General features: G+C 71.4%; 19 protein-coding genes. 8 read left to right on the top strand and 11 right to left on the bottom strand.

Annotated elements, in window-relative coordinates:
• Nucleotides 1-60: 60 nt before the first annotated feature.
• Nucleotides 61-2514: a DEAD/DEAH box helicase gene (locus ACZ4TR_RS04120; protein WP_465286287.1), complete on the top strand. Its 2454-nt coding sequence runs from the start codon at nucleotides 61-63 to the stop codon at nucleotides 2512-2514.
• An 81-nt stretch (nucleotides 2515-2595) separates the two neighbouring features.
• On the opposite strand, the gene ACZ4TR_RS04115 is transcribed toward ACZ4TR_RS04120, so the two are convergent.
• The 9 genes from ACZ4TR_RS04115 to ssd all read right to left on the bottom strand — a co-directional run bounded on the left by ACZ4TR_RS04115 (nucleotide 2596) and on the right by ssd (nucleotide 9020).
• Entirely contained in the window at nucleotides 2596-3213 is a 618-nt protein-coding gene (locus tag ACZ4TR_RS04115) for a bifunctional DNA primase/polymerase (protein ID WP_465285672.1), read from the bottom strand.
• 664 nt (nucleotides 3214-3877) lie between these two features.
• Nucleotides 3878-4255, bottom strand: a complete 378-nt coding sequence (locus ACZ4TR_RS04110) for an Rv3654c family TadE-like protein (protein WP_465285671.1) — start codon at nucleotides 4253-4255, stop codon at nucleotides 3878-3880.
• Nucleotides 4242-4577: a TadE family type IV pilus minor pilin gene (locus ACZ4TR_RS04105; protein ID WP_465286286.1), complete on the bottom strand. Its 336-nt coding sequence runs from the start codon at nucleotides 4575-4577 to the stop codon at nucleotides 4242-4244. Before ACZ4TR_RS04105 ends, ACZ4TR_RS04110 begins: the two co-directional genes overlap by 14 nt.
• Before the next feature lie 20 nt (nucleotides 4578-4597).
• Nucleotides 4598-4774: a DUF4244 domain-containing protein gene (locus ACZ4TR_RS04100; protein ID WP_465285670.1), complete on the bottom strand. Its 177-nt coding sequence runs from the start codon at nucleotides 4772-4774 to the stop codon at nucleotides 4598-4600.
• Between the two features lie 27 nt (nucleotides 4775-4801).
• Nucleotides 4802-5524, bottom strand: coding sequence for a type II secretion system F family protein (locus ACZ4TR_RS04095; RefSeq protein WP_465285669.1), 723 nt, complete (start codon nucleotides 5522-5524; stop codon nucleotides 4802-4804).
• Nucleotides 5525-5805: 281 nt separating this feature from the next.
• Nucleotides 5806-6564, bottom strand: coding sequence for a type II secretion system F family protein (locus ACZ4TR_RS04090; RefSeq protein WP_465285668.1), 759 nt, complete (start codon nucleotides 6562-6564; stop codon nucleotides 5806-5808).
• 64 nt (nucleotides 6565-6628) lie between these two features.
• Nucleotides 6629-7780 carry a TadA family conjugal transfer-associated ATPase gene (locus ACZ4TR_RS04085; RefSeq protein WP_465285667.1) on the bottom strand — a complete coding sequence of 384 codons (1152 nt, stop codon included), beginning with the start codon at nucleotides 7778-7780 and terminating at the stop codon, nucleotides 6629-6631.
• Entirely contained in the window at nucleotides 7777-7950 is a 174-nt protein-coding gene (locus tag ACZ4TR_RS04080) for a hypothetical protein (protein WP_465285666.1), read from the bottom strand. Before ACZ4TR_RS04080 ends, ACZ4TR_RS04085 begins: the two co-directional genes overlap by 4 nt.
• Complete coding sequence (gene ssd / locus ACZ4TR_RS04075; protein ID WP_465285665.1) at nucleotides 7947-9020, bottom strand: septum site-determining protein Ssd; 1074 nt, start codon at nucleotides 9018-9020, stop codon at nucleotides 7947-7949. Before ssd ends, ACZ4TR_RS04080 begins: the two co-directional genes overlap by 4 nt.
• A gap of 612 nt (nucleotides 9021-9632) precedes the next feature.
• On the opposite strand from ssd, the gene ACZ4TR_RS04070 reads away from it, so the two are divergent.
• The 7 genes from ACZ4TR_RS04070 to nicT all read left to right on the top strand — a co-directional run bounded on the left by ACZ4TR_RS04070 (nucleotide 9633) and on the right by nicT (nucleotide 19385).
• The gene (locus ACZ4TR_RS04070) at nucleotides 9633-10463 is read left to right on the top strand and encodes an HAD family hydrolase (protein WP_364512553.1); all 831 of its coding nucleotides are present in this window, start codon (nucleotides 9633-9635) and stop codon (nucleotides 10461-10463) included.
• A gap of 824 nt (nucleotides 10464-11287) precedes the next feature.
• Complete coding sequence (locus ACZ4TR_RS04065) at nucleotides 11288-13027, top strand: glycoside hydrolase family 3 protein (protein ID WP_465286285.1); 1740 nt, start codon at nucleotides 11288-11290, stop codon at nucleotides 13025-13027.
• Nucleotides 13024-14313: an exo-beta-N-acetylmuramidase NamZ family protein gene (locus ACZ4TR_RS04060; protein ID WP_465285664.1), complete on the top strand. Its 1290-nt coding sequence runs from the start codon at nucleotides 13024-13026 to the stop codon at nucleotides 14311-14313. The genes ACZ4TR_RS04065 and ACZ4TR_RS04060 overlap by 4 nt, the downstream gene beginning before the upstream one ends.
• Nucleotides 14314-14359: 46 nt before the next feature.
• Nucleotides 14360-16081 carry a serine hydrolase domain-containing protein gene (locus ACZ4TR_RS04055; RefSeq protein WP_465286284.1) on the top strand — a complete coding sequence of 574 codons (1722 nt, stop codon included), beginning with the start codon at nucleotides 14360-14362 and terminating at the stop codon, nucleotides 16079-16081.
• A gap of 238 nt (nucleotides 16082-16319) precedes the next feature.
• On the top strand, nucleotides 16320-17294 hold the full coding sequence (locus ACZ4TR_RS04050) for a MurR/RpiR family transcriptional regulator (RefSeq protein ID WP_465285663.1): 975 nt from the start codon (nucleotides 16320-16322) through the stop codon (nucleotides 17292-17294).
• A 20-nt stretch (nucleotides 17295-17314) separates the two neighbouring features.
• A complete protein-coding gene (locus tag ACZ4TR_RS04045; protein WP_465285662.1) occupies nucleotides 17315-18244 on the top strand; it encodes an N-acetylmuramic acid 6-phosphate etherase in 930 nt (309 codons plus the stop codon).
• A gap of 52 nt (nucleotides 18245-18296) precedes the next feature.
• Nucleotides 18297-19385: a Nickel transporter NicT gene (gene nicT / locus ACZ4TR_RS04040; protein ID WP_465285661.1), complete on the top strand. Its 1089-nt coding sequence runs from the start codon at nucleotides 18297-18299 to the stop codon at nucleotides 19383-19385.
• On the opposite strand, the gene ACZ4TR_RS04035 is transcribed toward nicT, so the two are convergent.
• Together ACZ4TR_RS04035 and ACZ4TR_RS04030 are read right to left on the bottom strand one after the other, a co-directional pair.
• Complete coding sequence (locus tag ACZ4TR_RS04035) at nucleotides 19382-20104, bottom strand: Fic family protein (protein WP_364512567.1); 723 nt, start codon at nucleotides 20102-20104, stop codon at nucleotides 19382-19384. The genes nicT and ACZ4TR_RS04035 overlap by 4 nt on opposite strands.
• The gene (locus ACZ4TR_RS04030; protein ID WP_465285660.1) at nucleotides 20097-20594 is read right to left on the bottom strand and encodes a phosphoribosyltransferase; all 498 of its coding nucleotides are present in this window, start codon (nucleotides 20592-20594) and stop codon (nucleotides 20097-20099) included. The genes ACZ4TR_RS04035 and ACZ4TR_RS04030 overlap by 8 nt, the downstream gene beginning before the upstream one ends.
• Nucleotides 20595-20633 lie beyond the last annotated feature (39 nt).

Raw genomic sequence — 20633 nt, 5'->3', positions numbered from 1 at the left:
GGACCCCTGTGCCAAGCTCGGCTGGTGGACGACTCACGGGGGCGGCGGCTGCTGGGGCGGGTGACCGCCGGCATCCCGTCGCGCGAAGATCCGGTCACGCACGTCGCGGACCTTCCTGGCCGGAACGCGCGCTACGCAGAGTGGCCGTCATGGGTCGATCCGGCAGTGGTGACTGCGCTGCGTGACTGCGGGGTCGAGGCTCCCTGGGCACATCAGGCGGAAGCGGCTTCGCACGCGTACGAGGGTCGTCATGTCGTGATTTCGACCGGCACGGCGTCGGGCAAGTCGCTCGCCTACCAGCTGCCGGTGCTGTCCCGGCTGGCCGCGGGCGAGAAGGCGAACGCGCTGTACCTGTCGCCGACCAAGGCGCTGGGGGCGGACCAGCTGCGGTCCGTGTCCTCTTTGGACGTCCCCGGTGTCCGGGCGGCGTCGTTCGACGGGGACACGCCGATGGTGGAGCGTGACTGGGTGCGCGCGCACGCGAACTGGGTGTTCACCAACCCGGACATGCTGCACCGCGGGATCCTGTCGCAGCACGGGCGATGGGCGCGGTTCTTCCGGCGGCTCAGCTGCGTGGTGGTCGACGAGTGCCACAGCTATCGCGGCGTCTTCGGCTCCCATGTCGCCCTGCTGCTTCGCCGGCTTCGGCGCGTTGCCGAGCATTACGGTGCTTCGCCGGTGTTTGTGCTCGCATCGGCGACAACGGCTTCGCCCGCTTCGTTCGCTTCGCGGCTGACCGGGGTTTCGTGTGAGGCGGTCACGGAGGACGCGTCGCCGCGCGGCGCTCGAACGGTCGTGTTGTGGGAGCCGCCGCTGCTGGAGGAACTGACCGGGGAGAACGGCGCGCCGGTCCGGCGTTCGGCGGGCGCGGAGACGTCGCGGATCCTGGCCGACCTGGTCGTCGAAGGCGCGCGGTCACTGGCGTTCATCCGGTCGCGGCGGGGCGCGGAGCTGGCCGCGCTGGGTGCGCGTCGCATACTGTCCGAAGTGGATCCCGCATTGTCGGAAACTGTTGCGGCATATAGGTCCGGTTATCTTCCGGAGGAACGGCGGGCACTGGAGGCGGCGTTGCTGTCGGGGCGCCTGCTGGGTGTCGCGACGACCAACGCGCTGGAGCTCGGCGTCGACATCGCGGGCTTGGACGCGGTGGTGCTGGCCGGCTATCCGGGCACGCTCGCGTCGTTCTGGCAGCAGGCCGGGCGGGCGGGGCGCTCCGGTGATTCGGCGCTGGTGGTGTTCGTGGCGCGGGACGATCCGCTCGACACGTACCTGGTGCACCACCCGGCGGCGCTGCTCGAGCGTCCGGTCGAGACGGCGGTGCTCGATCCGGCGAACCCGTACGTACTGGGGCCGCAGCTCGCCTGCGCCGTGGCCGAACTGCCGCTGACCGTCCCCGAGCTGGAGATGTTCGGCGGCACGGCCGCCCAGGAAGTGCTGACCGAGCTGGCGGAGCAGAAGCTGCTCCGGCGCAGGTCGAGCGGCTGGTACTGGACGTCCCGGGACCGGCCGCACGCCGAGGTCGGGCTCCGCGGGACGGGCGGCGAACAGGTCGCCGTCGTCGAGTCGGATTCCGGGCGGATGCTGGGCACGGTCGATCCGGGGTCGGCGTGCTACGCGGTCCACCCCGGCGCGGTGTACCTGCACCAGGGGTCGTCGTACGTGGTCGACGAGCTGGACCTGGAGCAGGGGCTGGCGATGGTGCACGCGGAGAACCCGGACTGGACGACGACCCCGCGCGAGGTCGTGGACATCGCGGTGCTGAGCACGCAGGAGAAGCAGGACTTCGGCGGGGTGAGCGTGTGCCTCGGCGAGGTGGCGGTGACGTCCCAGGTGGTGGGCTACCTGCGGCGACGTCCGTCGGGGGAGGTGCTCGACCACACTCCGCTCGACCTGCCGGAGCAGAGCCTGCGCACGCGGGCGGTCTGGTACACGGTTTCGTCGGAACTGCTCGGGCCAGCGGAGCCGCGCCGCACGGGCGGCCGCGGCGTCCGCGTTTCCGGGGCCGATGGCGAGGCGGGGACCGGGGGCCATCGGGTGGGGACCGAATCTGCGGGGCCGGTGGGGACCGGGGAGGAACCCCTGGCGAACGGTCGGGGGCCCGTTCACGAGGGTGGCAGGGCACCGGGGGGTGCCGGATTGGTTCCGGCACGGGTCCCCGGTGCCCTGCATGCCGCCGAGCACGCGGCGATCGGCCTGCTACCGCTTTTTGCTACGTGCGACCGATGGGACATCGGCGGGGTGAGTACCGCGTGGCACGAAGACACCGGGGAGGCGACGGTGTTCGTGCATGACGGCCATCCCGGGGGTGCGGGATTCGCCGAACGCGGTTATGCCGCGATTGTCCCGTGGCTGGTCGCAACGCGGGAGGCGATCGTCTCCTGCGAGTGCCCGACGGGATGCCCGTCCTGCGTCCAGTCGCCGAAGTGCGGGAACGGCAACGATCCGCTGGACAAGGCGGGGGCAGTGGCTGTCTTGAGCACCGTGCTCGGGGCGTTGCGTCAACACGGCGCTTAGACGGCCACTTCGTGGTTCATGGAGTTGTGTCCTGCTCCGCCTCGGCCGGGCTGGGACCGGCCGCCGGCGGTGGTTCGGGGGTCAGGCCGCGGTGGTCTGAACCAGCTGCGCGGCGTCGGCACCGGCCAGGGCGCGGACGAGGACGTCGTGCACCTCGGCGGCGTCCGGCAGCTGCCAGCCGCAGACCTCCGGCTTGACGCGCCAGTGCACGACACCGTGCTGGAAGGGCGACGGGGGCAGCGGGATGTAGCTGTCCTTGCCGTGCCACTGGATCGAAGCGCAGGTCGCCAGCTCGGCCGGGACGTGCTCGGCGACGGTGGTGAGGAAGAGCCAGCGGCCGTTCGGCAGCGCGATGATCGGCGCCGGGTGACCGAGGGTGCGGAGCAGGCGGCAGGCGCGCTTGCCGAGTTCGTCGTCGACCTCGATGGCGTCGAGCACGGTGCCGGTGGCGACGAGCAGGCTGTGGGTCCGGTCGGAGAACCAGGTGGCGACCTCGTGGGCGTGGGTGCCGATCTGCTCGCGCCAGTTGTCACTGGCCGGGACCGGACGACGCCAGGTGAGGTCGTCGCCGCCGGTGAGCGGAGCGGGGTTGACGCCCGGGAGCACCGGCCACCCGCGCCAAGCGAGGCCGATCGCCTCCGCCCGCAGTTCGATGCGGAAGGCGCCGCGCCAGCTGTCCGGCCAATTCGCGTCCAACATTGTCTTCCTGCCTTAGGTTCCGGTTCTCCGCGACCCCGGAGCTAAACGCTGTCGTGGTGTCGCACATCTCACTTAACGGCAAGTTGCACATTGCCCGGAACCCCCGCGCGGCAACCGGTGGTTACGCCGCGATGAACGCCCAGTGAGCCCTACGGCCCGACCGAACCCGGCGGCGTCCGTCGACGGTGAACGGCAGCCGCCCACGGACCGTTCGTCGTGCGAAAACCCAGGATCGAGCGCCCTTCCGCGGGGCGTGTGGTCGCCGAGACGCGTCCTATCGGCCCAGGTAGGCGGCGGGTTCGACCGCTCACCGTGCACTACCGACCGCTGCCCGTGACCCTCGGCCGCTCATCGTCCGCCCGGACGGATCAGCCGGTCATCGCGGCATACCGACCAGTCGGCGTCCGCTGAGCGGCGGTGGCGGGAGGTGTCCCGGTGAACGGGCAGCGGGGGTGAGCGCCGGTCGCCGTGAGTGGGGTCGCGGCCAGGACTTGGGCCGGCTCGAGGTGGGCTGGGTCACAGGCGCGCGGGCCTGCCGCCGGGGATGGGCCGGGGCTAGACGGGGAAGGGCCGGTGGGCGGACCGAGCGAGGCCGGGCCGGGCCGATCGCAACCCCGGAGTGCCGACGCCCTACTGCCCACGGCAGCGCGCCTGTTTCCGCGGCTCACGGTGGCTGGCCGGTGGGTCCGGCTCGGGCCCGACCCGAGGGGCCTGGCAGTCCGGCGAAGCCGAGGCTGGGTGCCTGGACCTCCACGAAGGCGTCCAGGCGCTGCCATCGGCAGGTCAAAAGCCTCACCGCCATCCGGTCCGCGATCCACCTGGCGCGCTCGCACGCTCGGGCCGGGCCCTCCGCCGCGTGCGAGGCTGCCGCGAGCGCGCCCAGGTCCGCGGCGCTTTCTGCTCGGTGGCGGGCCAGGACCGCCACGCCGAGCCAGCAGCCGAAGACCGCCACCCCCGTCAGCGCGGCCACCGCCATCGCCGTCCAGATCGTGGCCACGCCGCTGTCACGGCTGTCCTCCAGGCGCGGGTCAGCCGGCTGCATCGGTGGCCTCCGTGCCCGGCTCGGCCACCGCGTAGGCCGTCGCGTTCAGGTCGATCGCCGGGAGCAGACCGCCTGCCGGGTGGGCGCTTACCCGGACCGTTATCGCGTCGGCTGCCCGGTGGATGTCGAGGCTCGCGCCCGCCGGGGCTATCTCGTGAACCGCGGCCGCCGCTTCGTGGGGCTGGCCTCTGGCCAGGAGCCGGGCGGCCTCGCGGGCCGCGTCCGTGCAGCGCAGCTGGCTCGTCAGCAGCGTGAGGCCCGCGACCAGCAGGACCGTCACCACGGTCAGGCCGGCCAGGCCGAGTGCCGCTTCGACCGTCACCGCGCCTTCGTCTTCGCGGCTCACGACGGCACCGTCAGGGCCTTCATGACCAGGCTCGTCAGCCACGAGACGACCGATTCGCCGGTGAGGAGGCCGTAGAGGACAGCCGCGAAAGCCGCGACGGCGACCGTCACGATCGCGTACTCGACCGTTGTGGATCCGTCGTCGGAGCCGGGCCTGCGGTGGGACGCGCGCATGGGATTCCCTTCAGTACTTGTCGGTGGTCAGAAGAGGGGGCCGAGACGGGCGGCCAGGCCGAGGACGACCGGTAGCACGCCCAGGCAGAAGAAGGCCGGCAGGAAGAGGAGGCCGACCGGCAGCGCCAGTGCCACCCCGGCTCGTTCCGCACGCTCTTCCGCCTCGGTGGCCAACTCCTCGCGGAACCGTTCGGCGAGGTCGGCGGCGGCCGCGGCGAAGGCCGCGCCCGAACGGGACGCCCGGATCGCGGCTGCCACCAGTTCCCCGAGGCCCGGGACGGCCTGCACCGGCGCCCACGCCTCTTCCGAGCGGGAGCCGAGCGCGAGGAGGCCGGCGGTCGAGCGCAGTGCCGCGCTTGCCGCGGCCGGCGCGGTGGCGGCCGCGGCATCGAGCGCCGAGGCGACCGGTAGCCCCGCGCGGAGGCACGCCGCGAGGAGATCGAGCGTGTGGGCGAGCCGGAGCTTGGCCGCCAGGTCGACGGTGGGTGCTCGCCGCCGCCGGGTGCGGCGGATCGCCCACCAGCCGCCAGCAGCCATCAGACCGCCTACGACCGCTCCCGGCAGCCCGCCGATGAGCACCGCCATCGATACCCCGCCCAGGGTGGTTGCGACGGGCGCGACTGCCCGGGGCCATTCGCGGGGCTCCGGGCTCGCGCTGCCGGCCAGCCAGGTGAAGCGCCGTGCTGCGGCGGAGTCGCTCGGCCAGGTGAGGAGGGCTCCGGCGAAGAGAAGGAGCGCGGTGGCGTTCATCGGAACCGCCCTTCTCCGGTGGAAGCCCGACGCTTGGACTCCCGCAGCCATGTGGCAAGGCCGCCGGCAGAGAAACAGATCGCGGTGACGTTCACCGGGACCGCCCTTCTCCGACGAGGACGCGACGCGTGGACTCCCACTGCCATGCAACAAAGCCGCCGGCAGGAAAAAGGAGCGCGGTGGCGTTCACTGGGACCGCCCTTCTCCGGCGAGGGCGCTGCGCGTGGGCTTCCCCAGCCATGTAACAAAGCCGTCGAGAGAGAAACAGAGCGCGGTGGCGTTCATCGGATCCGCACCCGGCCTGTCAGAGCGCGGCACCACGCCGTTCCCGCCCAGAGCAGGAGGCTGCCGGCCACCAGCAACAGCTGGCCTGGCGAGCTCCCCGTCAGGACGGACAACGGAGAGGCGCCCATTGCTTGGCCGAGCACTACGCACAAGGCGGGCAAGCCGGTGAGCACCGCCGCGCTCGCCCGGGGGCCGGCCAGCTTCGCGCGCGTTCGGCGGGCGAACGTCAGGCTTGCTTCGGCGTCGCGGCGGGCCGCGTCGAGGACGTCGGCCATCGGCAGGCCGTAGCGCCTGCCCAGGGTCCAGGCCGCGGCCAGTTCCGGGAGGGCCGGAGCCCGCAGCTCGCCGTCGAGGCGGGCCGACGTCGCCAGCGCGCGGAGGTCGTCCGCTACCGCCGGGACGACTTCCGCCGCCGCCTCCGCCGCGGTCACCGGGTGGGCGCCGGAGCGCAGCTCGGACACCATCGTGCGCAACGCCGTTGCCGTGTGGGCCGCCACCTCGAGGTCCGCGGTCGCCCGGCGGTGGGCTTGGCGCTCCTGGCGCCACGCCAGGGTCAGCACGCCCGCGGCGATCGCGCCCCCGGGTCCCGCGAGCAAGCCCGCGAGGGCCGCCGGGAGCAGCCAGCGGACCACGGCCCACACGTCCGGGACACGGACCGTCGCAGGTTGCTCGACCGCCGCCTGGAGCCGGGTCGGTGCCGCCGGCCAGCACGCCAGGGCCGCCCCCACGCAGAGCGGGAACCACGCCGTGATCATCGCGGGCTCCTTCTCCGGCGCGGGAAGATGTTCAGCAGCAAGGAGATGCGCACCAGCAGCAGGATCAGCACGCGATCGCTCCCGTCGTGACGAAGAGGTGGCGGTCGACCGTCCAGCGGCCCGCGCGCCACACCGGCACCACTCGTGCCCGGCCGTGTTCCGCGCGGAGCACGCCGACCTCCGCGAGCCGGCGTCGGCCGCCGGGCTCGCGGCGCATGTGGAGGACCACCCTGATCGCCGCGACGAGCTGGCTGTGCACCGCTTCGCGACCGAGGCCGCCGAGTGCCGCCAGTGCCTCGATGCGGGCCGGTACCTCGGCCGGCGAGTTCGCGTGGACCGTGCACGCGCCGCCGTCGTGGCCCGTGTTCAACGCCGTGAGCAGGGCGCCGACCTCGGCGCCGCGGACCTCGCCGACCACCAGCCGGTCGGGACGCATGCGCAGCGCCTGGCGGACCAGCTCCGGCAGGCCCACCGCGCCCGCACCCTCCACATTGGCCGGACGGGCGACGAGGCTGACGAACTGCGGGTGCGCGGGCTGCAGCTCGCCCGCGTCCTCGACGCAGACGATCCGCTCGGCCGGGTCGACCGCGCCGAGCAGCGCGGCGAGGAGCGTCGTCTTGCCCGCGCCGGTGCCGCCGGTGACGAGGAACGCCATCCGCCGCGACACGACCGTCTTCAGCAGATCCGCGCCCTTCGCGTCGAACGCCCCGAGCTCTTGCAGCGCCGCGAGATCGTGCGTAGCCGGGCGGAGCACGCGCAGGGACAGGCACGTGCCGCCGGCCGCGACCGGGGGAAGGACGGCGTGGACCCGGATGCGGCCGTGGGGACCGTTGCCGGGCAGCCAGCCGTCCACATAGGGCTGTGCGTCGTCGAGCCGGCGGCCGGCCGCGAGCGCGAGGCGCTGGGCCAGCCGGCGGACGGCTTCTTCGCCGTCGAACGCGATGCCGGTGCGGGTCAGGCCGTCCGGGCCGTCCGTCCAGACCTCGTCCGGGCCGGTGACGAGCACGTCGGTCGTCGACGGGTTCTCGAGGAGCGGTGCCAGCGGACCGGCGCCGACGAACTCGTCGCGGGCTCGGCGGGCCGCGTCGAGCACCGCGTCGTGGCCGAGCGCGCCACCGGCTTCGGCGCGGACCGCCGTCGCGACGGCGACCGGATCGGCTTGGCGGCGGTCGCCGGCGAGCCGGTTGCGGACGCGGTCCACGAAGTCGGTGGTCATCGGTTCGCCGCCTCGGTCTTGGTGCGGCCGGCTGTCACGCGGGTGCCGGTGAGCACGGCCAGGAAGTTCGCCGCGCTCACCGGGCCGCGGCCGGCGAGGGTCAGGACCGTGGGCAGCAGGAGCTCGGCCACCCTGATCGGGGCGCCCGGCGGGCGGAGCCGGGCGCTCATCGGGCCGCAGCCCGGGCCTCGCGGCGGGCCACCGCCAAGACGTCCGCGGCCGCCGTCGCCAGCGGACCGGACGGCTTGGCCGGGAACTCGCCGCGTTCGATCGCCACCGGCAGGCCCCGCTCCGGAGCCATCGACGCCAGCAGGGGCGGGCCGAGGAGACCTGCCGTCCGGACGGGCGAGACGCCGGCCCGGGACCGTCCACACGCGACCACGCCCAGGCGGGCCGTCAGTTGCGACAGGGGCCGCAGCACCTGCTTCGCCGCCATGCAGGCGCGGAACTCCACGGGCACCACCAGCACCACCAGGTCGGCCACGGTGACCGCTTCCGCGGCCGCGTCGCCCAGGGTGCGCGGGAGGTCGCAGATCACCGTGCGCCCCGCGCGGCGGCCGGCCGCGAGGACCGCCGACAGGGACTCGGCCGCCGGGCCTTCGCCCTCCCGGCCGCACGCCAGCACCGGCAGGCTGCCGCCGCGATGTCGCCGTTGCGGGAGCGCCGCCGCCAGCGCCGGTACCGACATGCGGCCGCTCAGCCGCACCTCCGACCAGCGCGGTCCGGGCGTCTTTTCCAAGCCCAGCAACAGGTCCAGACCGCCGCCCAGAGGATCGCAGTCCACCAGCAGGGCGCCACCCGGTTCCCGGTCGGCCGCCAGCGCCAGTGTCGCGGCGAAGACGGACGCGCCCGCGCCGCCCCGGCCGCCGACCACGGCGAGAACCAGGCCGGCTTCCTCCGCCGGGGTCTCGACGACGTCGGCGAAGGCGCTCGCGAGCTCCGTCTCCTCGTCGGGCAACGAGATCACGCGCTCGACGCCGACGCGGAACGCGTGCTCCCACGTCCGTGTCCCCGGGCTGCCCTTGCAGACCAGCAGGATGCCACCCCGCCGGGGCAGGATGGGCGAAAGCCGCGCCGCTTCCTCGTCGAGGACCACCAGCGGAGCCCGGGCCCAGTGCGCCCGGGCCGCCGTCAGGTCCGGTGCCCGGTCGAACTCGCAGCCCGCGACCGCGGCCACGCGCAGGATTTCGTCGAGCACGGTTTCGTCCGCGGCGACCACGATCGGTCGTTCCCCCGTCATGCGTTTCTCCCCCGTCGTCGGTGCGGGCCGTGGGTGGCCCGGGTTCCACCGTCGCGGTGGGGGGCACGGGGGCGCAACGGGTCGGGCGGGCGGCTGTGGACAACCGGGGCGTTGTGGACAACTGCCGTCCCGCGGACGGCTCGCGGGCCGGTTCTGTCGGTGCGCTGTGGCAGGATCGCGCCCGCCCGCGACGCACGTGCGACGCGAAAACGCGGAGAATGCCCGCGTCCGAAGATTTCCCGCGCCGAAGAAACGATGATCCGGCCTGGGGAAAACGGAATCGAGAAAGGTAAGCGGAAGGCAAGACGCCCCGCACCGAGGGCGCGAACCGAAAGGCAAGAGGAAGGTTAAGAGGGCGGCCCCCGCCAGGGGGGAGGGACGGGGGCCGCCGTGGGTTCAGCCCCGGGGGGTCGGACTGAACCGGCCCGGTTGGACACCGGGCTCCCTCACTGTAACTCCGCCGGTGGCCGGTTCGCGCGCCGGGCGAGGCACACAGTTCGATAACGGCACAGCGCCCCGGAAGTGCCTTCCTGTCATGGATTTTCCGCCCGACACGGCACGCGGGTGGTGGATCAACGGGACGCGCCGCGATCAAGCTCCTATCCTGGGCAGGTGGCCGAACCGAGCAGCGCGCTGCCGCGCATCCGGAAGCCGGGCCCGGAGCACGCGGTGGCCGCGTTCTTCGACCTGGACAAGACGATCATCGCCTCATCGAGCGCGCTGGCGTTCAGCAAACCATTGCTGAAAGAAGGATTGATCAACCGGCGCGCCGCGTTGCGCAGTGCCTACGCGCAGCTGGTGTTCTCACTCGCCGGCGCCGACGAGAACAAGACCGAACGGCTCCGGGCCGAGGTTTCCGCGCTGTGCGCCGGCTGGGACGTCGCTCAGGTCTCGTCGATCGTCCGCGAAACCCTGCACGACGTCGTCGACCCGCTCGTGTACGTGGAGGCGGCGGAGCTGATCGCGCGGCACCGGGAGGACGGGCACGACGTCATCGTGCTGTCGGCGACCGGCGAGGAGGTCGTCGCGCCGGTGGCGGAAATGCTCGGCGCGACGCGGAGCGTGGCCACGCGGATGCAGATCGTGGATGGGCGCTACTCCGGCGAAGTCGACTTCTACTGCTACGGCGCCAACAAGGCCGTCGCCGCGAAGCAGCTCGCCGCGACCCACGGCTACGACCTCGCGGAGTGCTTCGCCTACACCGATTCGAGCACCGACATCCCGCTGCTCGAGGTCGTCGGGCACCCGCACGTGGTCAACCCGGACAAGCTCCTGCGGCGTGAGGCCCTCGACCGCGGCTGGCCGATCCTGGCCTTCGACCGCCCGATGTCGCTGCGCAGCCGGATCCCGACGCGATCGGCGGGAATGGTGGCTCTCGGCGTCGGCGCGATGGCGGCCGGAGCGACCTGGTACGGCCTCAATCGTCGCCGTCGGTCCAGGTAGCCGCCCGGACCGCCACCCACACGGCCGTACGGCCTCCGCTTTTGCTTGGCCCAGCCCCGAATTGTCCGTCGCGGAGGGTGCCCGTGTCACCCGATCCAGCCTCTGTACCGGTGCACCCGTCCGCGCACTTGAAGTGACCGGGCTCACGGCGTAGAAAGTAGGTGCGGACGTTTGGTCGGCCAGGGAGCAGGTAGAAGAGAAGCCTGTTCCACCCCGGCAAATCTCCGTGCGCGGACTCCGGGTACCCACGCGCAGCGCGCCGCGGGAGGCTCGTCGTCTAGGGACTGCGTAGTGGGACGCCACACGCCGAGTCCATGTAGGTACGACCAGAGTTGCACGCTTGGTCGCCCGAGAAGTTCGCGCTTGCAGGCGGCGCCCGTTGGCCCCAGGGCCACGGGCGCCGCCTCGTTTTATGCCGAGGGCCGGACGCGCCGGTACGGGCGCGGAACTTTCACCGGGGAACGCGGAATCGGCGCATCACACGTGATCAGCGGGGCTTCACGCGTGTCTGGAGGGGCATCACGTGTGATTGGAGGGGCATCACGCGTGAGCGGGGACGGAACTCGCGTGATTGGAGACGGGACCGGCGGGCCGGGGCTCGGGGCCTTGCACTTTGCGAACGGCGACTTTCTTACCGATCCGGGTACGAACGGTCCGTTGGTGCGGTCGGTCGATGGACATCGACGGATTCGGTGAGTAGCTTCCCGATACTGGCGCTTCCGAGTGGACTTCTGACGTCCGCCGGGCGCCCGCAACTTTCTGGGAGGCTGGTCGTGACGACCCGAAATCGGAGGTTCCATGCGCTCGCCCTGCCCGTCGCGGGGGTGCTCGCCCTCACCGGTGTGGGTGTCGCGACCGCGGCGAGTGCGCCGCGGGTGAGCATGGACGCGCAGGCGGAGGCCGCGGCAACGCAGGCGCTGCGCGGGCTGACGCTCGAGCAGAAGGTCGGGCAGCTGTTCGTCACCTGGGTGAACGGCAAGTCGGCCGACGAGGTGGACCCGAAGAACCAGGCGGACTTCGGCGTCGACACCCCGGCTCAGGCGGTCCGGAAGTACCACCTCGGCGGCGTCATCTACTTCAACAACGACACCCGCGACAACTTCGACGACCCCACGCAGGTCGCGAAGCTGTCGAACGGCCTCCAGAAAGCGGCCATCACGAGCGGGGCGCACATCCCGCTGCAGATCGCCGCCGACCAGGAGGGTGGCACGGTGACCCGGATGGGCGCGCCGGCCACCGAGTTCCCCAACGCGATGGCCATCTCGGCCGGGCGCGACACCGGCCGCGCGACGAAGGCCGCCACGATCCTCGGCCAGGAACTGCGGGCCGTCGGCATCAACCAGGACTTCGCGCCCGATTCGGACGTCAACTCCAACCCCGTCAACCCGGTCATCGGCGTCCGGTCCTTCGCCGGACAACCCGGCCTGGCCAGCGACTTCGTCACCGCCGAGATCAAGGGCTTCCAGAAGTCCGTCGCGGCGACCTCGAAGCACTTCCCCGGCCACGGCGCCGCCCCGACCGACAGCCACACCGGGCTGCCGCGCATCGACAGCACCGAGGACCAGTGGCGGGCCACCGACGTGCCGCCGTTCAAGGCCGCCGTCAAGGCCGGCGTCGACTCGATCATGACCGCGCACATCCAGTTCCCGAGCCTCGACCCGTCGCTGGAGCCCGCGACGCTGTCGAAGCCGATCGTCACCGGCAAGCTGCGCAACGAGCTGCACTACAACGGCGTCGTCATCACCGACTCCCTCGAGATGCAGGGCGTGCGCGAGCTGCACAGCGACGCCGAGATCCCGGTCCTCGCGCTCAAGGCCGGCGTCGACCAGCTGCTCATGCCGGTGCACCTCGACGTCGCCATCAACTCCGTGCTGGCCGCCGTGAAGTCCGGTGAGATCCCGATGCAGCGGATCGACCAGAGCGTGCTGCGCGTGCTGAAGCTGAAGTTCAAGAGCGGCATCCTGTTCTCGCCGTTCGTCGACGCGAACCGGGTGATGAAGACCGTCGGGACGCCGTCGAGCCTCGCGACCGCGCAGGACATCGCCGACCGCGGCATCACGGCCGTCGCGAACGACGCCGGTCTCCTGCCGCTGAAGCAGAAGCCCGCCACGACGCTCGTGACCGGCTGGGGCGCCTCCACGACGGTGACGCTCGCGCAGAAGCTGACCGCCCACGGCACGGCCGCGACGGCGTACCAGACCGGTCAGGCCCCGACGGACGCCCAGATCGCCCAAGCTGTCGCCACCGCGAAGAACGTCGACCTCGTCGTCGTGCTGACCAACAACATCGGCGGCTTCCCCCTGCAGACCAAGCTCCTCGACGCCCTGCAGGCCACCGGCAAGCCGGTTGTCGCGGTCGCCGCGCAGATCCCCTACGACGCCGGTTACGCGTCCACGGTGAAGACCTGGCTGGCGACCTACGGCTACATCGGGCCGACGCTGGAAGCGCTGGCCAAGGTGATCCTCGGCGAGACCAAGCCGATCGGGAAGCTGCCGGTCGACATCCCGGCGGGGACCGACGTGCACACCGTGAAGTACCCCTTCGGCCACGGGCTGACCTGGTGAACCTGAACCGGCGCCACTTCCTCGGCGCGGGTGCGCTGGCGGTCCCGGCCCTGGTGGGCGGCTCGGCCGTCGCCGGGGCCCAGCCAGAGCCCCAGTTCCGGCAACAGGCCCAGGACCAAGCCCACCCCGGCCGCGTCCTCACCGGCGCCGAACAGCTGGCCGCGCAGGGCTGGCGGTCCTTCACGGGCCGAAAGCTCGGCGTCCTGTCGAACCCGACCGGCGTGCTGCTGAACGGCGACCACATCGTCGACTCGATGGTCGCGGCCGGCGTGCGGCCGGTCGCGGCCTTCGGGCCCGAGCACGGCTTCCGCGGCAGCGCGCAGGCCGGCGGCTCCGAAGGCGACTACACCGACCCGCGCACCGGCGTGCCGGTGTACGACGCGTACGGCGCCGACGCGACGAAGCTCGCTTCGCTGTTCACCAAGGCAGGCGTCGACACGGTCGTCTTCGACATCGCCGACGTCGGCGCGCGCTTCTACACCTACATCTGGTCGCTCTACACGGCGATGGTGGCCGCGGCGCAGGTCAAAGCCGCCTTCGTCGTGCTCGACCGGCCGAACCCGATCGGCGGCCGGGCGGCCGGCCCGCTGCTCGACCCGAAGTTCGCCTCGGGCATCGGGAAGAAGCCGATCGTCCAGCAGCACGGCATGACCGTCGGCGAGCTGGCCCGCTTCTTCGCCGAAGAGTTCCTGCCGGGCGAAGGCGTGAAGCTGGAGCGCCTCGACGTCGTCCAGGTACGCGGCTGGCAGCGCGACACGCTCTTCGCGCAGACCGGGCTGAACTGGGTGCTGCCGAGCCCGAACATGCCGACGCCGGACACGGCGCTCGTCTACCCGGGCACCGGCATGTTCGAGGGCACGGTGTTCTCCGAAGGCCGCGGCACGACCCGGCCGTTCGAGATCATCGGCGCGCCCGGGCTCGACTGGCGCTGGCGCGAGAAGCTCGAAGACCTGCAGCTTCCCGGGGCGAAGTTCCGCGAGATCTACTTCGTGCCGACGTTCGGCAAGTTCGTCAACCAGGCCTGCGGGGGCGTGCAGGTCGGCGTCGGGGACCCGCGGGCCTTCGACGCGATCCGCACCGCGGTCGCCATGCTCGTCACGGCGAAGGCGCTGCACCCGGACGTCTTCGCGTGGCGCCCCGACAACTACATCGACAAGCTTTCCGGGTCCGATCGCCTGCGGACCATGGTCGACGCCGGCGCGGGCGTCGACGAGGTCACCGGCGCCTGGCGGGCCGAGCTGGCCGAGTTCGACCGGAAACGTCGTCGCTACCTGCTCTACCGCTGAGGGAGAACTCGTGCGTGCTAGGAAGGTCCTCGCCGCGGCCACCGGAGTGCTGGTCGCGCTGACCACCTTGACTTCGGGAGCCAGCGCCATCGGACGCCACGACGACGCGGGCCGCTTCGACCGGCCGCACCAGGGGTTCGCCTCGCCGTGGACGACCCTGCGCGACGGCAAACCGAAGGAAGCCGGGCTCGACCCGGCGCCGATCAAGGCCGCCGAGGACTTCCTCGCGAGCTGGACGAAGCCGGACGCCAGCGGGCACCCGCACTTCTCCGGCGCGGTCGGCCTGCTGGCCCACGACGGCGTCGTCGTCGACCGGTACGCCGTCGGCGGCGCGCTGCGGTACGCCGACGCCGCGGGCACCGAACTGCCCGCCGAGCAGCAGGTCCCGATGCGCAACGACACCATCTTCGACATGGCGTCGATCTCGAAGCTGTTCACCTCGATCGCCGTGCTGCAGCTCGTCGAACGCGGTCAGCTCACCATCGACACCCCGGTCAGCCGGTTCTTCCCGGAGTTCGCCACCGGCGACAAGGCCGCCATCACGATCAAGATGCTGCTCACGCACGTCTCCGGGTTCGACGCCGACCCGATCCCATCACTGTGGGCGGGCTACCCCGACATCCCGTCGCGCCGGCAGGCGGTGCTCGACAGCCCGCTGAAGAACAAGCCGGGCACGACCTACCTCTACTCCGACATCAACCTGCTCACCCTCGGCTTCATCGTCGAGAAACTGACCGGGAAGCCACTGGACAAGGTGGTCCACGACCGGATCACCGCGCCACTGGGCATGGTCGACACCGGGTACAACCCGCCCGCGTCGAAGCTGAACCGGATCGCCGCGACCGAGTACGAGGCCACCCCGCCGCGCGGGATGGTCCGCGGCAGCGTGCACGACGAGAACGCGTGGTCGCTCGGCGGCGTCGCCGGGCACGCCGGGGTGTTCAGCACCGCGAACGACATGGCGGTCCTCGCCCAGACGATGCTCAACGGCGGCAGCTACCGCGGGCACCGGATCCTCGGCGAGGACACCGTGCGGCAGATGATGCTGACCAACTACAACCAGCAGTTCCCCGACGACGCGCACGGCCTGGGCTTCGAGCTCGACCAGCCCTGGTACATGGGCGCGCTGGCCTCCCCGGTCACCGCCGGGCACACCGGCTTCACCGGGACGACCCTCGTCATCGACCCCGAGTCGCGGTCCTTCGCGATCCTGCTGACCAACCGCGTGCACCCGAGCCGGAGCTGGGGCTCGATCAACACCGCGCGCCAGGTGTGGGCGACGTCGCTGGCGCGGGCCATGGCCGTGAAGCCGCAGGTCGGGAAGGACGCGTGGACGAGCACGCTGGGTAACGCGAGCGTCGCGACGCTGAGTACCCGGCCCTTTACTACGCAAAGTGATCAAGCGCGGGTGTCCTTCTACGCCTTCGTGGACACCGAGGGAAGTACTGATCCATTACAGCTGCAGGCCACGACCGACGGGGTGAACTGGCAACCAGTCCCGCTGGCGGTTTCCGGGCCGGGCGCACCCTCCGGAGATGTGACGTCGCTCTCCGGACACGGGCACCGTGCCTGGTGGAAGGCGAGCGGGGCGTTGCCCCGAGGCGCGTCCGTCAGCCTCCGCTGGCGTTACAGCACCGACCCGAACTACACAGGCCGAGGGGTTTCGGTCGACGGTGTGAAAGTCACCGAGAGCGGCCGATCACTCCTCGACGGTGAACGGAACCCCGCCGTTTTCGTCGCAGAGGGTTGGCAGTTGAGCTCAAGGTGACGGCCCTGTCGCTCACCGTCCAACTTCCGGCCCAGTTAACCGTCTGCTTGCCGTTTGCACCGCGACACTAAGTTGCCAAGTCGTTAGCTTGACCTCGTTAACAAGACCGACCTGGTTGGCGACTTTCTGGTCAGTGATTAATCGCAAATCCAGATCCGCAGACACGGATGGGTTGCGATGAGACTGAAGGGTGTGGGTAGCCTTGTCGCAGATGCCAACGGTTAGTAACTTTCCGACGGTGAGTGATACCGAATCCGTAGTCGGCACGGCACCGTCCGAGCCCGTATCGGTCCAGACGACCGTGCGGGACGCGGACTCCAGCCCGCTGGTCCGGATCCGGTCCTTGCTCCCCGGCCTGGCCCGCGCCGAGCAGCGCGTGGCGAAGGTGGTGCTGGAGGATCCCGCGCACGTCGCGAGACGCAGCATCACCGAAGTGGCGCTGGCCGCCAACACGAGCGAGACGACGGTGACGCGGTTCTGCAAGGCCGTCGGGGTCGGCGGGTATCCGCAGCTGCGGATCGCGCTGGCCGCGGACACCGCGCGGACCGAGGCGCGCAGCACGCGCAACCTCGGCGGCGAGATCGGCCCGGACGACGACCTGGCGGCCGTCATCGGGAAGGTCAGCTTCGCCGACGCGCGTGCCGTCGAAGAGACGGCCGACCAGCTCGACGTCGCCACGCTGGAGCGCGTGATCGAGGTCGTCGCGAGCGCCGGCCGCGCGGACGTCTACGGCGTGGGCGCCAGCGCCTTCGTCGCCGCGGACCTGCAGCAGAAGCTGCACCGCATCGGCCGCGTGTGCTTCGCGTGGTCGGACACGCACATCATGCTGACCTCGGCCGCGGTGCTGAGCCCGGGCGACGTCGCGATCGGCGTCTCGCACACCGGCGCGACCACCGACACCGTCGAGGCGCTGCGGGTGGCCCGGGAGCACGGCGCGGTCACCATCGCCGTGACGAACTTCCCGCGGTCCCCCATCACCGAGGTCGCCGACTACGTTTTGACCACGGCAGCGCGGGAAACCACGTTCCGTTCGGGGGCCACGGCGAGCCGGATCGCCCAGCTCACCGTCATCGACTGCCTGTTCATCGGCGTCGCGCAGCGGCACATGGACGCGTCGGTCAACGCCCTGGACGCCACCCGGGACGCCGTCGGCTCGCATCGCCTGGGGGTCAGGCCGGACGGCCGTCGCCGTCCGCGGGAAACCGGCAAGTAATGACGGAAAAAGTGAGGCGCATGATGACCGTCCCGACACAGGCGGTGCACGTCGATTCGCCGACCGAGACCCGCAATCCCCGCACCACGGACATCGACCTGATGTCCACCGCGGGGATCCTGGGCGCGATCAACGCCGAGGACCGCACGGTCGCCGGCGCCGTGGCCGAGGTGCTGCCGCAGGTGGCACGCGCGGTGGACTACGCGGTGGACGCCCTGCGGTCCGGCGGCCGGGTGCACTACGTCGGCGCGGGGACGTCCGGGCGCCTGGCCACGCTGGACGCGGCCGAGCTCGTGCCGACGTTCAACGTGCCGGCGGACTGGTTCATCGCGCACCACGCCGGCGGCGAGCGCGCACTGCGCCAAGCCGTCGAAAACGCGGAGGACGACGACGGGGCCGGCGCGGCCGAGTTGGCCGCCATGGTCCAGCCGGGCGACTTCGTGCTGGGGCTGACGGCGTCGGGCAGGACGCCGTACGTCTTGGGCGCGCTGCTGGCCGCGTCGCGCCAGGGCGCCCGCACCGGCCTGGTTTCGGGCAACCCGAAGGCCGCCAAGCCGGCGGGTGTCGACGTGCTCATCGCCGTCGACACCGGTCCGGAGGCGATCGCCGGGTCGACCCGGATGAAGGCGGGCACGGCGCAGAAGATGATCCTCACGTCGTTCTCCACGGCGACGATGATCAAGCTCGGCCGGACCTACTCCAACCTGATGGTCAGCATGCGGGCCACCAACGCGAAGCTGCGCGGCCGGACCATCCGCATCCTGCAGGAAGCCACCGGCATGACGATGGCGGACTGCTCGGACGCGCTCACCGAGGCCGGGGGCGACCTCAAGGTGGCGCTGGTGCACCTGCTGTCCGGGGAAGACGTGAAGAGCGCGACGAAGGCTTTGCACGCTTCCGGTGGGCACGTCCGGAAGGCGTTGGACCTGGTGCGGGCGCGCGCCAGCTAGATATTCATCTGTTCACCTGTCTAACCTCTCAGATGAGAGAAGGCGGTGGGCGATGGCGGGCACAGAGGACTCGCGGCGCGGGCTTTCGCGCCGCGAGTGGGTGTCGATCGGCGGGATGGCGGGGTTCATCCTGCTGCTCAACGTCGTGGGCTGGGTGGTGCTGGCGGTCTTCGTCGCACCGCGCCACTACGCGCTGGGCGCGTCCGGGGTCTTCGGGATCGGCCTCGGCGTCACGGCGTTCACGCTCGGCATGCGGCACGCGTTCGACGCCGACCACATCGCCGCGATCGACAACACCACGCGCAAGCTGATGGCCGACGGCCAGCGGCCGCTGTCGGTCGGGTTCTGGTTCTCGCTCGGGCACTCGACGATCGTCTTCGCGCTGTGCCTGCTGCTCTCCCTCGGCGTCCGCGCGCTGGCCGGGCAGGTCGAGGACGGCTCATCGGCGTTGCACGACGCGACGGGCGTCATCGGGACGTCGGTGTCCGGCGTGTTCCTGTACGTGATCGCGATCCTCAACCTCGTCGTGCTGATCGGCATCCTGCGGGTGTTCCGGCGGATGCGCCACGGCGAGTTCGACGAGGCCGCGCTGGAGCACCAGCTGAACAACCGCGGGGTGCTGAACCGCCTGCTGCGCGGCGCGACGAAGTCCGTGCGCAAGCCGTGGCACATCTACCCCGTCGGCCTGCTGTTCGGCCTCGGCTTCGACACCGCGACCGAGATCGGCCTGCTGGTGCTCGCCGCCGGCGCCGCCACGTTCGCCCTGCCCTGGTACGCGATCCTCGTGCTGCCGATCCTGTTCGCCGCCGGGATGAGCCTGTTCGACACCGTGGACGGCTGTTTCATGAACTTCGCCTACGGCTGGGCGTTCGCGAAGCCGGTGCGCAAGATCTTCTACAACATCACGGTGACGACGTTGTCGGTCGCCGTCGCGTTCGTCATCGGCACGATCGAGCTGGTGTCGATCCTCGCCGAGAAGCTGAACATCACCTCGGGACCGCTGGCCGCGATCGCCTCGGTGAACCTGGACTACGTCGGCTTCGGGATCGTCGGGTTGTTCGTGCTGACGTGGGTCGTCGCGCTGGCGGTGTGGCGGTTCGGGCGGATCGAAGAGAAGTGGTCGGCGAAACTGTCCGGTTAGGAGGCCGCGTCCGAGATGCTCTTCGCTTCGCGCGCGCCCGCTTCGAACGCTTCACAGCAGAAGAGCAGCCACGCGCGTACGCCCTCGGGCTCCCCGCTCGCGAATCCTTCGGCCGCTTCGAGATAACGCGGCACGCGGCGGAAGAACGCGACTTCGGGGATGCTCAGGGCTTTCGGGTCCAGGCCCGTCGCCACCATCGTCAGCCGCGCAGCGGCCCGCGCGACCACGCCGTTCGCGCTGCCGAAAGGCTTGAGCGCCAACAGTTCTCCGTGCACGACTGCGGTCAGGACCGGACCCGGCACGGATGTCGCGCCCGTCACGAGCTGAGCGAGCATCTCCAGGCGACCGCCGCCGGAATGCGGGCGCCCCAACGCATCCGGGTCGTCGACGAGGTCCGCCGCGGCCAGGACGTGCAGCCGGGCCAGCGCCTGCATCGGGGCCCGGCGCCACGTCGGGAGCAGCGTCTCCAACGTCTCCGCGACGCGCAGCGAGCCGGCGAGGATCGGGTCGTCGACCGCGCCGTCGGCGGGCAGTTCCGGGTTGGCGCCTTCGATGCCGGCGGACGCTCGGGCCGCCCGCACCGACGCTTCGGCCGCCGTCGCCGCGCCGCCGCGCAGGTTGGCGGGGAGGCGGTGCACCGCGAACACGGCGTCCTGCGCGGACTTCGCGGCCGCCGCGACGCCTTCGAGGTCGAGGAGGGGCTTGAGCGGATCAGGCATCGAGCACCTGGCCTTCGCGGGAGACCACGGGCGGCAGCACCGACCACGGGAAGTTGATCCAGCGGTCGGTGTGCCGCCAGACGTACTCGCACTTGACCGTCGAATGCGGCTTCTCGTAGACGACGGCCGAGCGCACCTCGGCGACGTGCTCCACGCAGAAGTCGCGCACCAGCTTGAGCGTGGCACCGGTGTCGGCGACGTCGTCGGCGATCAGCACCTTCTTGCTCGTCAGGTCGACGACGTTGGGCACCGGCGGCAGCATCACCGGCAGGTCGAGGCGCTGGTCGACGCCGGTGTAGAACTCGACGTTCATCACGTGCAGGTTCTTCACGTCGAGCGCGTAGCCGAGCGCGCCGGCGACGAACAGCCCGCCGCGCGCGATGGACAGGATGAGGTCCGGCGCGAAGCCGTCTTCGGCGATGGTGTGAGCCAGTTCACGGCCCGCCGTGCCGAACAGCTCCCAGCTCAGCTCTTCCCGCTCTTCGGCCATCGATCTCGCCCTTCGTCGTGGTCAGCCGAGCATAGGCAA

The organism is Amycolatopsis sp. NPDC028719 (genome assembly GCF_055565395.1).
Note: the sequence above shows the minus strand (reverse complement) of the source record. Positions and strands in the feature narration are given on the sequence as shown.

Excerpts from the sequence above, each read along its gene's own strand:
- ACZ4TR_RS04100 (WP_465285670.1), bottom strand. The coding sequence starts at position 4,774 with ATGCGCGCGTCCCACCGCAGGCCCGGCTCCGACGACGGATCCACAACG.
- ACZ4TR_RS04090 (WP_465285668.1), bottom strand. The coding sequence starts at position 6,564 with ATGATCACGGCGTGGTTCCCGCTCTGCGTGGGGGCGGCCCTGGCGTGC.
- ACZ4TR_RS04030 (WP_465285660.1), bottom strand. The coding sequence starts at position 20,594 with ATGGCCGAAGAGCGGGAAGAGCTGAGCTGGGAGCTGTTCGGCACGGCG.
- ACZ4TR_RS04045 (WP_465285662.1), top strand. The coding sequence starts at position 17,315 with ATGATGACCGTCCCGACACAGGCGGTGCACGTCGATTCGCCGACCGAG.
- ACZ4TR_RS04110 (WP_465285671.1), bottom strand. The coding sequence starts at position 4,255 with ATGCAGCCGGCTGACCCGCGCCTGGAGGACAGCCGTGACAGCGGCGTG.
- ssd (WP_465285665.1), bottom strand. The coding sequence starts at position 9,020 with ATGACGGGGGAACGACCGATCGTGGTCGCCGCGGACGAAACCGTGCTC.
- ACZ4TR_RS04115 (WP_465285672.1), bottom strand. The coding sequence starts at position 3,213 with ATGTTGGACGCGAATTGGCCGGACAGCTGGCGCGGCGCCTTCCGCATC.
- ACZ4TR_RS04085 (WP_465285667.1), bottom strand. The coding sequence starts at position 7,780 with ATGACCACCGACTTCGTGGACCGCGTCCGCAACCGGCTCGCCGGCGAC.
- ACZ4TR_RS04035 (WP_364512567.1), bottom strand. The coding sequence starts at position 20,104 with ATGCCTGATCCGCTCAAGCCCCTCCTCGACCTCGAAGGCGTCGCGGCG.
- ACZ4TR_RS04080 (WP_465285666.1), bottom strand. The coding sequence starts at position 7,950 with ATGAGCGCCCGGCTCCGCCCGCCGGGCGCCCCGATCAGGGTGGCCGAG.
- nicT (WP_465285661.1), top strand. The coding sequence starts at position 18,297 with ATGGCGGGCACAGAGGACTCGCGGCGCGGGCTTTCGCGCCGCGAGTGG.
- ACZ4TR_RS04095 (WP_465285669.1), bottom strand. The coding sequence starts at position 5,524 with ATGAACGCCACCGCGCTCCTTCTCTTCGCCGGAGCCCTCCTCACCTGG.